The organism is Methylobacterium gossipiicola, assembly GCF_900113485.1.
GTDB classification, from domain to species: domain Bacteria; phylum Pseudomonadota; class Alphaproteobacteria; order Rhizobiales; family Beijerinckiaceae; genus Methylobacterium; species Methylobacterium gossipiicola.
Genome location: NZ_FOPM01000016.1, coordinates 33,664 through 48,597 on the forward strand (window position 1 = coordinate 33,664; position 14,934 = coordinate 48,597).

Annotated in this window: 14 protein-coding genes and 1 tRNA gene; 13 read left to right on the forward strand and 2 right to left on the reverse strand. The window is 67.2% G+C overall.

Annotated elements, in window-relative coordinates:
- The first annotated feature begins 155 nt into the window (after positions 1 to 155).
- The 3 genes from BM249_RS14170 to BM249_RS14180 all read left to right on the forward strand — a co-directional run bounded on the left by BM249_RS14170 (position 156) and on the right by BM249_RS14180 (position 3,916).
- A complete protein-coding gene (locus BM249_RS14170) occupies positions 156 to 2,054 on the forward strand; it encodes a PAS domain S-box protein (protein WP_244528757.1) in 1,899 nt (632 codons plus the stop codon).
- Entirely contained in the window at positions 2,051 to 2,740 is a 690-nt protein-coding gene (locus BM249_RS14175; RefSeq protein WP_091972861.1) for an HAD-IA family hydrolase, read from the forward strand. Before BM249_RS14170 ends, BM249_RS14175 begins: the two co-directional genes overlap by 4 nt.
- 78 nt (positions 2,741 to 2,818) lie before the next feature.
- Positions 2,819 to 3,916, forward strand: a complete 1,098-nt coding sequence (locus BM249_RS14180; protein WP_091972864.1) for a GGDEF domain-containing protein — start codon at positions 2,819 to 2,821, stop codon at positions 3,914 to 3,916.
- Between the two features lie 218 nt (positions 3,917 to 4,134).
- Here BM249_RS14180 and BM249_RS14185 read toward each other — a convergent pair whose 3' ends face one another.
- Positions 4,135 to 4,632, reverse strand: coding sequence for an outer membrane protein assembly factor BamE (locus BM249_RS14185; RefSeq protein WP_091972867.1), 498 nt, complete (start codon positions 4,630 to 4,632; stop codon positions 4,135 to 4,137).
- A gap of 209 nt (positions 4,633 to 4,841) precedes the next feature.
- Here BM249_RS14185 and BM249_RS14190 point away from each other — a divergent pair, with 209 nt between their 5' ends.
- The 10 genes from BM249_RS14190 (at position 4,842) to BM249_RS14235 (ending at position 14,682) form a co-directional block, all read left to right on the forward strand.
- The gene (locus BM249_RS14190; RefSeq protein ID WP_091972870.1) at positions 4,842 to 5,411 is read left to right on the forward strand and encodes a ubiquinol-cytochrome C chaperone family protein; all 570 of its coding nucleotides are present in this window, start codon (positions 4,842 to 4,844) and stop codon (positions 5,409 to 5,411) included.
- Positions 5,408 to 5,917 carry a YceD family protein gene (locus tag BM249_RS14195; RefSeq protein ID WP_091972873.1) on the forward strand — a complete coding sequence of 170 codons (510 nt, stop codon included), beginning with the start codon at positions 5,408 to 5,410 and terminating at the stop codon, positions 5,915 to 5,917. The genes BM249_RS14190 and BM249_RS14195 overlap by 4 nt, the downstream gene beginning before the upstream one ends.
- Positions 5,918 to 6,063: 146 nt before the next feature.
- A complete protein-coding gene (gene plsX / locus BM249_RS14200) occupies positions 6,064 to 7,098 on the forward strand; it encodes a phosphate acyltransferase PlsX (RefSeq protein WP_091972876.1) in 1,035 nt (344 codons plus the stop codon).
- 25 nt (positions 7,099 to 7,123) lie between these two features.
- The gene (locus tag BM249_RS14205; protein WP_091972878.1) at positions 7,124 to 8,101 is read left to right on the forward strand and encodes a beta-ketoacyl-ACP synthase III; all 978 of its coding nucleotides are present in this window, start codon (positions 7,124 to 7,126) and stop codon (positions 8,099 to 8,101) included.
- A 95-nt stretch (positions 8,102 to 8,196) separates the two neighbouring features.
- A complete protein-coding gene (locus BM249_RS14210) occupies positions 8,197 to 8,520 on the forward strand; it encodes an integration host factor subunit alpha (protein WP_091972881.1) in 324 nt (107 codons plus the stop codon).
- Positions 8,517 to 9,017, forward strand: coding sequence for a MerR family transcriptional regulator (locus BM249_RS14215; protein ID WP_091972884.1), 501 nt, complete (start codon positions 8,517 to 8,519; stop codon positions 9,015 to 9,017). Before BM249_RS14210 ends, BM249_RS14215 begins: the two co-directional genes overlap by 4 nt.
- Before the next feature lie 105 nt (positions 9,018 to 9,122).
- Complete coding sequence (locus BM249_RS14220; RefSeq protein WP_091972887.1) at positions 9,123 to 9,578, forward strand: 4-aminobutyrate aminotransferase; 456 nt, start codon at positions 9,123 to 9,125, stop codon at positions 9,576 to 9,578.
- Between the two features lie 200 nt (positions 9,579 to 9,778).
- Positions 9,779 to 11,731, forward strand: a complete 1,953-nt coding sequence (locus tag BM249_RS14225) for a PrkA family serine protein kinase (protein ID WP_091972890.1) — start codon at positions 9,779 to 9,781, stop codon at positions 11,729 to 11,731.
- A 90-nt stretch (positions 11,732 to 11,821) separates the two neighbouring features.
- Entirely contained in the window at positions 11,822 to 13,123 is a 1,302-nt protein-coding gene (locus BM249_RS14230) for a YeaH/YhbH family protein (protein ID WP_091972893.1), read from the forward strand.
- Positions 13,120 to 14,682: a SpoVR family protein gene (locus BM249_RS14235; protein WP_091972896.1), complete on the forward strand. Its 1,563-nt coding sequence runs from the start codon at positions 13,120 to 13,122 to the stop codon at positions 14,680 to 14,682. The genes BM249_RS14230 and BM249_RS14235 overlap by 4 nt, the downstream gene beginning before the upstream one ends.
- A 112-nt stretch (positions 14,683 to 14,794) precedes the next feature.
- Here BM249_RS14235 and BM249_RS14240 read toward each other — a convergent pair.
- Positions 14,795 to 14,871 (reverse strand) — tRNA-Pro (locus tag BM249_RS14240).
- Positions 14,872 to 14,934: the final 63 nt, after the last annotated feature.

A 14,934-nucleotide genomic window follows, 5' to 3' on the forward strand; every position in this document is an offset into this window, starting at 1 on the left:
CGAGGCCACTCCACGATCGGAGTGGCCACTTCACCAAGACCACGCATCGGTGTTCGGAACCGGTGCGCGGTCACGTGTTTTGTCCCGAGCGTCGCGTCGTGCGCTTGGCCCGATCCGCCACACGTCCTATCTAGATGCGTGACGAGGATCCGCTTTTGACCGCGACCATTTCCTGCAACGGCCCGAACGAGGACTGGACAGAGGCCGAGCGGCTGGAAGCCCTGCGCGACGCGAAGATCCTCGATACCGAGCAGGACCCGGCCTACGACGACCTCATCCGCATCGCCGCCATCGTCTGTGCCGCGCCCATCGTCCTCGTCAGCCTCGTCGATGAGGACCGGCAGTGGTTCAAGGCGCGGATCGGCTTCGATCAGGCGGAGACGCCGCGCTCCCTCTCCGTCTGCTCCTACGCCATCCGCAGCGGACCGCTCCTCGTGATTCCCGACCTGACGGCGGATCCGCGGACGGCCGAGAATGCCCTCGTCACGGGCGAGCACCGCCTGCGCTTCTATGCCGGCGCGGTCATCCGGGGAAAGGGCGGCCTGCCCTTCGGCAGCTTGTGCGTCCTCGATCGGGTGCCCCGGCCGGACGGTCTCACGGAGGTTCAGGCCGAGACCCTGCTGGCCCTGGCCCGTCAGGTCGCGACCCTCATCGAATTGCGGCAGGCCCGCGCGGTGGCGTCGGATCGGGAGGCCGATCTCGCGGCGAGCGACCGGCGCTTCCGGGTCATGACCGACGCCATGCCCCAGATGGTGTGGACCACCCGGCCTGACGGCTTCCACGATTTCTACAACGACCGCTGGTACGAGTTCACCGGCGTGCCCCAGGGCTCTACGGACGGGGCGGGCTGGAACGGGCTGTTCCATCCCGACGATCAGGAGCGGGCCTGGGCACGCTGGCGGCACAGCCTCGCCACCGGCGACCCCTACGAAATCGAGTATCGCCTGCGCCACCACACCGGCGCCTACCGCTGGACCCTCGGCCGCGCCGTCCCCGTGCGCAACGCCGAGGGCCAGATCGAGCGCTGGTTCGGAACCTGCACCGACATCGACGACCTGAAGCGCGTCGAGGAGGAGGCGCGCAAGCTCGCCGCCATCGTCGAGAATTCGAAGGATTTCATCGGGATCGCCGACGAGAACGGGCGGACGCTCCACATCAACGCCGCCGGCCGCCGCCTCGTCGGGCTTTCCGCCACGGACGCGACCCTGCGCACCGTCGTGACCGATTACTTCATGCCGGAATGTCAGCGGACCGTCATCGACACCGTGTTGCCCGCCGTGCAGCGCCAGGGTTGGTGGGAAGGAGAACTCAGCTTCCGCCATTTCGTGACGGGGGAGGGGATCGCCGTGCTCTACAGCGTCTTTCCCGTGCGCGACGAAGCCGGCGCCCTCATCGGTTACGCGAACGTCACCCGCGACCTGCGTGAGCGCAAGCGTGCCGAGGAGGCGCGCGATCTCCTGATCAAGGAGCTGTCCCACCGGATCAAGAACATTTTCGCCGTTGTCGAGGGCATCGCCGCCCTGTCGGCGCGAGCGGATCCAGCGGCCCGGCCCTTCGTCGCCGTGTTTCGTGAACGCCTCGGCGCCCTCGCGCGGGCCCATGAATACGTGCGGCCCCATTCGCCCGCGAGCGCCCCCGCCGTGAAGGGCCAGACTCTGTTCGGGCTCATGCGCCTCATCATGGCCGCCTACGAACAGGACGGGCGCGCGCGCATCGCCCTCCAGGGCGACGACATCGCCGTGGGCGACACCGCCGCCACGGCCCTCGCCCTCATCATGCACGAGCAGGCGACCAACGCCATGAAGTATGGCGGCCTCTCCACGGAGACCGGGACCGTGCGGCTGACGGGACGCCGCGACGGCGAAACCTATGAACTCGTCTGGGCCGAATCCGGGGGGCCGCCCGTGGCCGGACCGCCGACGCGGCGCGGGTTCGGCACCGTCCTGGCCGAACGCAGCGTCGCCGGCCAACTCGACGGCGTGCTGGAGCACGACTGGAGCCGCACCGGCCTCGTCATGCGTCTCGCCGTCCCCACCGCCAACCTCGCGGCGTGAGCACCGGCCCCTATCGGCTCGCCGTCTTCGATTTCGATGGAACCCTGGCCGACAGCTTTCCGTGGTTCGCGGACGTCATCAACGATGTCGCCGACCGCTACCGGTTCGCCCGGATCGCGCCCCACGAGACCGAGACCCTGCGGGGGCTCGACGCCGCCGGCATCGTCCGCCACCTCGGCATCGTACCCTGGAAGCTGCCGTTCATCAGCCGGCACATGCACCGCTTGGCCGCCCGCGACATCCATCGGATTTCCCTGTTTCCCGGTGTTCCGGCGATGCTGGCCGACCTCGATGCCGCCGGCGTGCCCCTCGCCATCGTGAGTTCCAACACGCGCGCCAACATCGAGGCCGTGCTCGGCCCGGAGGCGCACCGTTTCCGGCATTTCGCCTGCGGCGCCTCGCTGTTCGGCAAAGGCAAGCGCCTGAGCGCCCTGATCCGTGAAGCGGGCTTCGCGCCGGAGACGGTCCTCTACGTGGGAGACGAGATTCGCGACCATGACGCCGCCCGTTCGGTGGGATGTGCCTTCGCCGCCGTGGCCTGGGGCTACACCCATGTCGAGGCCCTGCGGGCGACGGGGCCGGCCCTGGTTCTGTCCGAACCCGGTGCCCTCGCGGCAGCCATCGCGCCGCCTCGATCGACGCCAGCCGGCGAATCCCCATCGGCATCGCGTGGGAAGACACCGTGACGCGGTGCGTCGGCAGAGCCCCTTAAGATCTGCTCAGGTAGAACTTGGTCGGTCTGCGCTCGGTTTGAAGTCGATTCGATGTCCGCCTATCCTGACATGCCGACCCTGCGCCTGTGCAGCATCCTCGCGAGTGCTGCGTTCGTGGTGGTCTATCTGTCCCTGTGGCGCGGCAAGAGCAGCCAATCCTATCTCCTGGATTGGGCGGCCAGCTTCGCCCTCTACGTGGCGACGTTGGTCGGCTTCCTGGCCATGGGATATCATCCGGTTACGACGGCGATTCTCTGCGGTCTCATCGGGCTCGGCAGCGTGCTGGTGGTGACCGGCGTCTACAGGTTCGACGGCGTGGAGCCGTTCCGGGCCTGGATGATCCCGTTGGTCCTGCTGCCGGCCGTGGGGCATCTCGCTCCCGCGCTCATGGGATATCCCGTGGCCGCTCAGGTCGGTGCGACCCTCGGCTTCATCGTCGATATGCTCGTGACGGGGATGGTCCTCATCGGCGGCTGGCGGATGACCTCGCGCGGTGGCCGTCGTATCGCCGGCTTCGCCCAGCTCGCCTATATCCCGGGATACGTTCTGGTGATCGTCGCCCTGACGACCGAGGTCCCGATCCCCGATGTGGTGGCCCTGATTCCGACGCTGTCCGACCAGATGTTGTTGGCGATCCTGAATCTCGGTCTCATCGCCATGCCGGGCGAGCGGGCTCAGGCGGCCCTACGCCGCGTCGCCCTGCGCGATCCCCTCACGGGAGCGTTGAATCGGGCCGGCCTCGCCGCCCACACCCCGACCATCGCGGGACGGGGCGTGGCCGTCATCGCCATCGACGTCGACCACTTCAAAGCCATCAACGACCAGCACGGACACGCCACAGGCGACGCCGTCCTAGTGGCCCTCGCGACCTGCGCCATGCGCCATGTGGCGGGACGCGACCTCGTCGTCCGGCTCGGCGGCGACGAGTTCGTCGTGGTCCTGACGGACGCCACCCTCGAGACGGGCCTCGCCTCCGCCGCCGCCCTGCGCCAGGCCTTCGCGACCCTGCCGGATCTGCCGCCCTGGACCGTCAGCATCGGCGTCGCGACCGTTCGCCCCGGCGAGACCGACCTCGTCGCGGCAATGGCACGGGCCGACCGGACACTCTACGACGCCAAGGCGTCGGGTCGGAATCAAGTCGCCGCGTGATCCGATCTCGGCTCGGCCCACGCGGCGTGGAGTCTCCGAGCCCGCGCGGCGCTTGAGCGATGCCCGCCTCCGCCAGCGCGAGAAAACCAGCGACGTTCGTACGAGGCGATCCCGCTCACCCCGGCGGGGGCAGCGTCGGTGCCGCCCTCCGGCTCCAGCCCATAACGAAAAAAGCCGCCTCCGTCGGACGGAAGCGGCTTCGATGCGGTGTGGGACCGTTACTGGCCGGCGCGGGCGCCCGGCACCACGCTGGCGCCACTGCCGCTGCCGAACGGCTCGTAGCGGGTGAGGCCGCGGAACAGCTGGCTGAGGAAGGCGCGGTCCGCGCCGCTCGTCGGCGTCGCGCGCTGGATGAAGTCGAACACCCGGCCGTCCTGCAGCCCGTAGAGGGCCACGCGCTCGACCTTGAAGGCGGGGGTGAAATAGACGGCGGTGACCTTCTGGTCCTCCACCTGTTCGCCGAGGAACAGCACCGTGCGGCGGGTGTTCTGGCTGATGTAGTACCAGCTCTTGTTGCCCACGGTGGAGACGGTGGAGGGGGTCCCGAGGATCGTCAGAACCTGTTCCGCGCTCATGCCGGGCTTGATCGTCGCCAGGGCCGCCTGATCGATCTGGTAGCCGTGGCGCAGATCCTCGCCGATGCAGCCGGCGAGACCCAGGCCGAGGAGGCCGACGACCGCGAAACGCGCGAGCGGCGAAACGAGACGGCGCGACATCGACCACCCTTGATCTAGCTGAGGAACTGAACGCGTCTGCGGCGATGCGCCCGACACGGTGCCGGAACGTCCGGGGACGTCCGAAGACGGTTGCACCTTGACCATTCGTTGCCGTACCGCGGGGTTATGGCTTTGACAAGGCAAGCACGGTCACACCCGGCCCGTCCGCGCGGACTCCACCGGGCTGTCCACACGGGATGGAGAGACGCATGATCGGCCGCCTGTTCGGGCGCACGAAGCCCCGAGATCGCTTGATCGCCGACCTTCACGGTCGCATCAGCGCCGCCGCCCGAGTACCGGCACTCTATACCGCGTTGGGTGTCCCCGACACGGTGGAAGGGCGCTTCGAATGCCTCAGCCTGCATGTGATCCTGGTGCTGCGCCGCCTCCACCGGCTGCCCGCCCCGGCGGACGAGGTGGCGCAGGATCTCGTGAATGCGGTGTTCCTCCAGCTTGATTCCTCCTTGCGCGAGAGCGGGATCGGTGATTTCGGGGTGCCCAAGCGCATGAAGAAGCTCGGCGCCGCCTTCTACGGCCGGGCCGCCGGCTACGACGCCGCCCTCGACGCGGGCGACGCGGACGCCCTGGCGACGGTGCTGGCCCGCAACGTCCTCGGTCACGGCGGGGCCGAGGGCGCGGCCGGCCTCGCACGCTACGTGGCGGCCAGCGACCGGGCGTTGTCCGGCCTCGACCTCGACACCCTCGTCGGGACCGGGCCGGTCTTCGCGTCCCTTGAACGCACCGCCGGACCGGCGGACCACCCAGGAGATTTGCGATGACAGGCGATCGGACGGTTCACCCGCTCTCACGCTCGATCCGGGTCGACCGCATGGCCCGGGCGCAGGGCGACTTCACCGTCACGGCGACGGCCGAGGAATGCGCGGCCCTGGCGGCGGATTTCGGAATTCCCGCGATCCGCGACCTCGTCGGCCGCTTCCAGGTCGCCGGCAGCCTCGAAAACCTGAAGGTCACCGGCACCGTCGAGGCTCTGGTGACGCAGGTCTGCATCGTGAGCCTGGACCCGTTCGAGGCGCCCGTCTCCGAGCCCGTCGAAGTCCTGTACACCGATGGCGAGATCCCGACGGGGCACGACGCGGAAGATGTCGAGGTGCCCGACCCCATCGTCAACGGCCGCATCGATTTTGGCATCCTCACCGCCGAGTTCCTCGCCATGGGCCTCGACCCCTATCCCCGGAAGCCCGGTGTGACCTTCGAGGGCGCCGAGGCCGATCCGGATGATGCGCCGTTCGCCGGCCTTCGGGTCCTGCAGGGCGACAAGGACTGACGTTCGACTCGCGGCCGGCGGCAGATTTCGTTTGCCCGCCGCCGCCGAGTCGCTATTTTCCGCCGCGCCGTGACCGAGGCCGCCCCGATCCGGCCCCCGTTCGCGCGCCCGTCCCCATCTGCTCACGAGGCCTTCGGCGAACTTCCATGTCCCAGAGAGTGTGCATCTCGCTCGACGCCATGGGCGGCGACCACGGCCCCACCACGGTGGTGCCAGGCGCGGCCATCGCCCGCGAGCGCCATCCGGAGATGACGTTCCTGATGTTCGGCGACGAGGCGATCCTGGCGCCCCTGGTGGCCGCCGAGCCGCGCCTGAAGGGCGCCGTCGAAATCCGTCACACGGCTTTGGCCATCGCCATGGACGAGAAACCGAGCCAGGCCGTCCGCACCGGCCGGGGGAAGTCCTCCATGTGGAAGGCGATCCAGGCGGTGAAGGACGGCGAGGCCGATGCCGCCGTGTCGGCCGGCAACACCGGCGCCCTCATGGCCATGTCGAAGATCTGCCTCAAGACCCTCGCGGGCATCGAGCGCCCGGCCATCGCCTGCCTGTGGCCCACCGTGCGCGGTGAGAGCGTCGTCCTTGATGTCGGCGCCACCATCGGGACGGATGCCGAGCACCTCGTGGAGATGGCCCTCATGGGCTCGGCCATGGCCCGCATCGTGTTCGACCTCGACCGGCCGACCGTCGGCCTCCTCAACGTCGGCACCGAGGAGATGAAGGGCAACGAGGCGGTCAAGGAAGCCGCCCGTCGCCTGCGCGAAGCCGATCTACCGAACCTCACCTATCATGGCTTCGTCGAGGGCAACGATCTGGGCAAGGGCACCGTCGACGTTGTGGTGACGGAAGGCTTCACCGGCAACATCGCCCTCAAGACCGCCGAGGGCACGGCAAAGCAGATCGGCGCCTATCTCCGCGCCGCCATGAGCCGGACCCTGTCGGCCAAGATCGGGTATTTCTTCGCCCGTCAGGCGTTCAAGGCCCTGCGCGACAAGATGAATCCGAGCCGCGCCAATGGCGGCGTCTTCCTCGGGCTCGAGGGCATCGTCATCAAGAGCCATGGGTCTGAGGACGCGCACGGCTTCGCGGCCGCCGTCGACCTCGCCCACGACATGGCGCGCCACGACCTCATGCGGACGATCCGCGACATGCTCGAACTGACCCCGGCGGGGGCCTCCGCGTGAGGCCGCCCCGGAGCGAGGACATCCGATGATAGGCTTGCGCTCCGTCGTGGTCGGCTGCGGCTCCGCCCTCCCGGCCCGATGCGTCACCAACGACGAACTGGCCGAGACCGTCGAGACCTCCGACGACTGGATCGTCCAGCGCACGGGCATCCGCCAGCGCTACCTCGCGGATGCGTCGGAGACGACCTCCGTCCTCGGCACCCGCGCGGCACAGGCGGCCCTGGCCGATGCCGGCCTGACCCCAGCCGATATCGACCTCGTGATCTGCGCCACCTCGACACCAGACCACACCTTTCCCTCGACGGCGACGCAGATTCAGGCCGGTCTCGGCATGACCGGCGGCGTCGCCTTCGATCTTCAGGCCGTCTGCGCCGGCTTCGTCTACGCCGTCGCCACCGCCGACAAGTTCCTCGCCACCGGCTCGGCCCGGCGCGCCCTCGTCATCGGCGCCGAGACGTTTTCGCGGATTCTCGATTGGCAGGACCGCACCACCTGCGTGCTGTTCGGCGACGGGGCCGGCGCCATCGTCCTCGAGGCCCGCCCGGGGGAGGGGACCAGCGCCGACCGGGGCGTGCTCACCGCGAGCCTGCGGTCGGACGGACGCCACCGGGAAAAACTCTATGTCGATGGCGGCCCCGGCTCGACGGGCACCACCGGGCACCTGCGCATGACCGGCAAGGAGGTGTTCCGCTTCGCCGTGGGCCAGGTGACGGACGTCATCGACGAGGCGTTCCGAGCCTCGGGCACCACAGCCGACGACCTCGACTGGTTCGTGCCGCATCAGGCCAACCGGCGGATCATCGAAGCCTCGGCCGACAAGCTCGGGATCGCCCGCGACAAGGTCGTGCTCACCGTCGACCGGCACGGCAACACTTCGGCCGCCTCGATCCCCCTCGCCCTCGACGTCGCCCGCAAGGACGGGCGGATCAAGCAGGGCGACCTCGTGATGATCGAGGCCATCGGCGGCGGCTTCACCTGGGGCGCCGCCCTCCTCCGTTGGTAGAGCCCTCGTGCGGTTGACCCCGGCGGCGACGCCGATTAGCGTGGCGCCTCAGACAGATAACCAAGAAAACGCGAATCGGCGTCGGGGATAGAGGCATGGCGGGAAAGACGGTCACACGCGCTGATCTGAGCGAGGCCGTCTATCAGCAGGTCGGCCTCTCGCGCACGGAATCCGCGGCCCTCGTCGAGACGGTCCTGTCCGAGATCTGCACCTGCCTCGCCAGCGGCGAGACCGTGAAGCTGTCCTCGTTCGGCTCCTTTGTCGTGCGCAGCAAGGGCCGGCGCGTCGGCCGCAATCCGAAGACCGGTGTCGAGGTGGCCATCGAGCCGCGTCAGGTCATGGTGTTCAAACCCTCGAACGTGCTGAAAGCCCGGATCAACGGTCTGAACGGGACCGGCGCCCACGACGACGACGAATGAGGGGGCCGGTCGCCCTGGCCGCCGCCGAGCCGCCCGACAGCGCGATCCAGGAGAAGAGCGCCACCGCCTTCCGCACCATCAAGGAGGCGGCTGACGAACTCGACGTGCCCCAGCACGTCCTGCGGTTCTGGGAGACGCGGTTCGCGCAAGTCCGCCCGGTGAAGCGGGCGGGCGGACGGCGCTATTACCGGCCCGACGACATCGACCTTCTCCGGGGCATCCGGAGCCTGCTGCATGGGCAGGGCTACACCATCAAGGGTGCCCAGGGCATCCTGCGGGAGAAGGGCGTCCGCTTCGTCCAGAGCGTCGGACGGGGCGAGGCCGAGGTCGCGGCGCCCGTCGCCGCACCGCAGGAGAGCCGGCCCGGTGACGTCATGGGAGGCGAAGACCTGCCGGAGGAGACCCGGACGGTCCTCGCAGCGGCCCTGCGGGACCTGCATGAGTGCCGGGCGATCCTGACGGCCCTGCATCGCTTGCCGGATTCGATCGACAGCTGAGTCTCCGACCCTCGACGCATCAGGTCCGCGACCCCACATCGCTCGGACTGCTTTCGCCTGCCCGATGCCGCCGCACGGGGGCGCGGGCTGCCCGGAGAGTTCACGATGTCGCTTGCCCGTTCCACCGCCGCCGTTGCGACCGCCCTCAGCTTCGGATGCCTGCTGGCCGCACCGGCCCTCGCCCAGACCACCGTCACCCGCAGTGAAACGGCGGCCCCCGGCAAGTCGGTCCGTCTCGCCATCGTGCCGAACCTGAAGAAGGATTGCTCGGCCGGTCCGATGCCGGAAATTCGCGTCAGCGGCGCGCCGAAGAACGGCTCCCTGATCACCAAGGCCGGCAAGATCAAGACCCCGGCGAGCTACCGCTGTCCGAACAAGGAAGCGTCCGTGCAGGCGATCTTCTACCAGAGCAAGGACGGCTTCACCGGCGCCGACGAGGTCACGGTGGACGTCAAGGATGCCGATGGCAACGTCCAAACCCAGAACATCCGCATCACCGTCGATGGTGCAAAGAAGGATGTTCCGGCCAAGGATGCGGGCAAATCCGGCACCGATCTCTGATCCTATCACCCAACGGCACGACCGCGCTGCCTCCCGCCGGGCGGTCGTGCCGTTGTTCGGCCCGAACACGGCCGAATTCCTCAGTGTGGCGCACAATCCACGGACGACCCATGCGTTGATCGCACTGCGACAAAACTGGCCCTGTCGGTTGCATCCCGACCCAGACAGGATGAAGCTGGTGCTGTCGTGAGGGGATCGGAATGCCTATGCCGTCGACAAACGACCTGTTCCAGAGCTTTGCCCGGGGTTACGAAGCGCGCCGCGATACGGAGATGAGCCTCTCCGAATTTCTCGAAGCGTGCCGGGACGAACCCCTGATGTACGCCACAGCGGCCGAGCGCATCCTCGATGCGATCGGCAAGCCGGAATTCGTGGACACCGCTAAGGACCCGCGCCTGGGGCGGGTGTTCATGAACCGCACGATCCGGATCTACCCGGCCTTCTCCGAGTTCTACGGCATGGAGGAGACCATCGAGCGGATCGTCTCGTTCTTCCGCCATGCCGCGCAGGGGTTGGAGGAACGCAAGCAGATCCTCTACCTCCTCGGCCCCGTGGGCGGCGGCAAGTCGTCCCTGGCCGAGCGCCTCAAGGCCCTGATGGAGGTTCACCCCATCTACGTCCTGAAGGCCGGCAACGAGGTCTCGCCGGTGTTCGAGAGCCCGCTGGGGCTGTTCGATCCCGAGACCATGGGGGCGGAGATCCAGGAACGCTACGGTATCCCGCGCCGCCGCCTCACGGGCCTCATGAGCCCCTGGGCCCTGAAGCGCCTCGACGAGTTCAACGGCGATATCTCCCGCTTCAAGGTCATCAAGGTCCGGCCGTCGCGCCTGCGCCAGATCGGCATCGCCAAGACCGAGCCGGGCGACGAGAACAACCAGGATATCTCCAGCCTCGTCGGCAAGGTCGATATCCGTCGCCTCGAGACCCTGAGCCAGGCCGACCCCGATGCCTATTCGTATTCGGGCGGCCTCAACCGGGCGAACCAGGGCGTCCTCGAATTCGTCGAGATGTTCAAGGCGCCGATCAAGATGCTCCACCCCCTGCTCACGGCGACGCAGGAGGGCAATTACGTCGGCACGGAGAATATCGGCGCGATTCCGTTTACCGGCGTGATCCTCGCCCACTCGAACGAATCCGAGTGGCAGACGTTCAAGACTAACAAGAACAACGAAGCGTTCATCGACCGTATTTACGTCATCAAGGTGCCCTATTGCCTGCGGGTGACGGAAGAGCAGCGTATCTACGAGAAGCTGGTATCGGGCTCCGAACTTTCCCAGGCCGCTTGCGCACCCGGCACCCTGGAGATGCTGGCCCGGTTTTCGGTGCTCTCGCGCCTGCGCGAGCACGCAAACTCCAATGCCTTCTCGAAGATGCGGGTCTACGATGGCGAATCGTTGCGCGAGGTCGATCCCCGCGCGCGCTCCATGCAGGAATACAAGGACGCGGCCGGCGTCGACGAGGGCATGGACGGGATCTCGACCCGTTTCGCCTTCAAGGTCATGGCGGCGACTTTCAACCACGACACCACGGAAGTCTCCGCCGACCCCGTGCACCTCATGTACGTGCTGGAGCAGGCCCTGCGCCGGGAACAGCTCCCGCCCGAGACCGAGAAACGCTATCTCGAATTCATCAAGACCGAGCTGGCGCCGCGCTACGCCGAGTTCATTGGCCATGAAATCCAGAAGGCGTATCTCGAATCCTACCATGATTACGGCCAGAACCTGTTCGATCGGTACATCGACTACGCCGATGCCTGGATCGAGGATCAGGACTTCAAGGATTCCGAAACGGGCCAGTTGCTGAACCGTGAATTGCTGAATCAGGAACTGACCAAGATCGAGAAGCCGGCCGGCATCGCCAACCCGAAGGATTTCCGCAACGAGGTGGTGAAGTTCGCCCTGCGCTCCCGGGCGCAGCATGGCGGGCGCAACCCGTCCTGGACGTCTTACGAAAAACTCCGGGAGGTGATCGAACGGCGGATGTTCTCCCAGGTGGAGGAATTGCTGCCGGTGATCTCCTTCGGCTCCAAGAAGGACGGCGAGACGGAGAAGAAGCACGGCGAGTTCGTCGACCGAATGGTGGCCCGTGGCTACACCGAGCGGCAGGTTCGCCGATTGGTGGAATGGTACATGCGGGTGAAGCAAGCGGGATAGCGATTCCCTGACGAGGGCGGCCGCCATACGCGGCGGCCGCCACCGGACCGTCGACCGAGAGACTTTTGAGGGCGAAGGCAAACACACCGGATGCACATCGTCGATCGTCGCTTGAATCCCGGGGGCAAGAGCCTCCCCAATCGCCAGCGCTTCTTGCGCCGCGTGAAGGACATGGCGCAGCGCGCCGTCCGGGAATCCGCCCGCGAGAAGGACATCAAGGACCTGGGCAAGGACGGACGGGTCTCGGTTCCCCTCGACGGGGTCCGCGAACCACGTTTCTCCCGCCAATCGGGCACCGGGCGGCACGACCACATCCTGCCGGGCAACAAGACCTATGTGGAGGGCGACCTCATCGAGCGTCCGCCCTCGGGGGGCAGCGGCCGGGGCTCCGGCGAGGGCGGCGAGGGGCAGGAGAACGGCGAGGACGCCTTCCGGTTCGTCCTTACCCGCGACGAGTTCCTCGAACTCTTCCTCGAAGACCTCGAACTGCCGGATCTGGCCAAGCGTCGTCTGTCCGTGGTCGAGACGGAGGGGCTCCGACGGGCCGGCTACACGGTCTCGGGCTCACCCGCCAACCTCGCGCTCACCCGCACCTTGCGCAATTCCATGTCCCGGCGCATCGCCCTCAAGCGGCCGAAGCCCGACGAGGTCGCGGCCCTCGAGGCGCGGATCGCCGCCACGCCCTCGAGCCACCCCGACCTGCCCGACCTTCTCTTGGCCCTGGCGCATTTACGCGAGCGCACCAAGCGCATTCCCTACGTCGATCCCATCGACCTGCGCTATCGCCGCTTCGAACCCTATCCGCGCCCGGTGGCGCAGGCGGTGATGTTCTGCCTCATGGATGTCTCGGGCTCCATGACCGAGCACATGAAGGATCTGGCCAAGCGTTTCTACATCCTGCTGCACATCTTCCTGACCCGGCGCTACCGCCACGTCGAGATCGTGTTCATCCGCCACACGGACAAGGCGACGGAGGTGGACGAGGAGACTTTCTTCGGCTCGCGTGAGACCGGCGGGACGCTCGTCTCCTCGGCCCTCGTCGAGATGAAGCGCGTCATCACCGAGCGCTACGATCCCAACGACTGGAACATCTACGCGGCGCAGGCGTCGGACGGCGATAACGTTTCGTCGGACGGGCCGACGGCCACCGAGCTGCTGCGCGCCCACATCCTGCCCGCCTGCCAGCACTTCGCCTATCTCGAAGTCGGCGACGAGAGCGGGCCACGGGCCGGCTTCGTCGAGCACCGCACCACCCTATGGCGCACTTACGAGGGCTTGGCCAAATCGGGCGGGGCCATCGCCATGCGTAAGGTCAGCCACCGGCGAGACATCTACCCGGTGTTCCGGGAGCTTTTTGGCCGCAAGGACGCGAACGCGGAGGCGGGAGCATGACGGCACTCGGACAATTCCCCCTCGCGAGCGGCGCCAAGCCGCTGTTCACCGGCAACGATTGGGACTTCGACACCATCAAGCGCATCCACGACGCCTGCGAGGCCATCGCTGGCCAGGAACTCGGCCTGTCTTGGTATCCGAATCAGATCGAGATCATCACCGCAGAACAGATGCTCGATGCCTATGCGTCCATCGGTATGCCGCTGTTCTACAAGCACTGGTCCTTCGGCAAGCACTTCGCCCAGCACGAATCCAGCTACCGCCGGGGGATGATGGGCCTCGCCTACGAGATCGTCATCAACTCCAACCCGTGCATCTCCTACGTCATGGAGGAGAACACGGCGACGATGCAGACCCTGGTGATCGCCCACGCGGCCTTCGGGCACAACCACTTCTTCAAGAACAACTATCTGTTCAAGCAGTGGACCGACGCCGACGGCATCCTCGACTACCTCGATTTCGCCAAGGGCTTCATCACCCGCTGCGAGGAGCGCTACGGCCACGCCGCCGTGGAATCGGTCCTTGATGCGGCCCATGCCCTGATGAACCAGGGCGTCCATCGCTATCCGCGCAAGAAGCGGCCCGACCTCGCCTCGGAGCAGCGGCGCGAGCGCGAGCGGGCCGAGCATGGCGAGCAGGTCTACAACGATCTCTGGCGCACCCTGCCGGAGAAGATCGCCGGCGCCCGCCCCGATGTCGCCGTCGAGCGCCGCAAGGCCCTCCTCGAACTGCCGCAGGAGAACCTGCTCTACTTCCTCGAGAAGGCGGCCCCGCGCCTCAGGCCGTGGCAGCGTGAGATCCTGCGCATCGTCCGCCTCGTGGCGCAGTATTTCTACCCGCAGCGGCAGACCAAGGTGATGAACGAGGGCTGCGCCACCTACTGCCACTACCGGATCATGAATTCCCTGTCGCGGAAGGGGCTCATCGGCGAGGCGGCCTATCTCGAATTCCTGACCTCGCACACCAACGTGGTGCGCCAGCCGAATTACGACGAGCGCGGCTACAACGGCCACAATCCCTACGCCATCGGGTTCGCGATGATGCAGGATATCGCCCGTATCGTCGAACAACCGACCGACGAGGATCGCGCCTGGTTCCCCGACATCGCCGGCACGGGCGACGCCATGGCGACCCTGCGGGACATCTGGGCGAATTACCGCGACGAGAGCTTCATCGCCCAGTTCCTCAGTCCCAAGCTCATGCGCGACATGCGCCTGTTCCACGTGGTGGACGATCCAGACGCGTCGGAGCTGCGGGTGGAGGCGATCCACGATGAGCGCGGCTACCGCAAGATGCGCCGCTCCTTCGCCCGGCAATACGATGTCGCCTGGCTCGACCCGGACATCGAGGTGATGGACGTCGATCTCGAAGGCGACCGCCGCCTCATCGTGCACCACAGGGCGCTCAATCGCATCACCCTGGAACGGGACGACGCCAAGCGGGTGTTGCAGCACCTCTCCGACCTCTGGGGCTACGACGCCGTCCTGAAGGAAATCGATCCGGCCACGGACGAGGTCCTGGCGGAGCATCAGGCCAGCCCCCGGCCGATCTTCTTCTGATCGGAGACGGCCCAAGCCGAAAGGCCCGACGAAACGGAAAAGGCCGGGATGCGAAGCATCCCGGCCTTTCTTCGGAACGGTGAAGCCGACCTTTCGGAGGCTTCCGTTTGATTGGTCGGAGTAGCAGGACTTGAACCTGCGACCCCCTGTCCCCCAGACAGGTGCGCTACCGGGCTGCGCTATACTCCGTCACGTCCGTTCCGAATTCGTCGTTCCGCCCCTCGATCCCGGTATGCGCATCCCTGGGGGAGA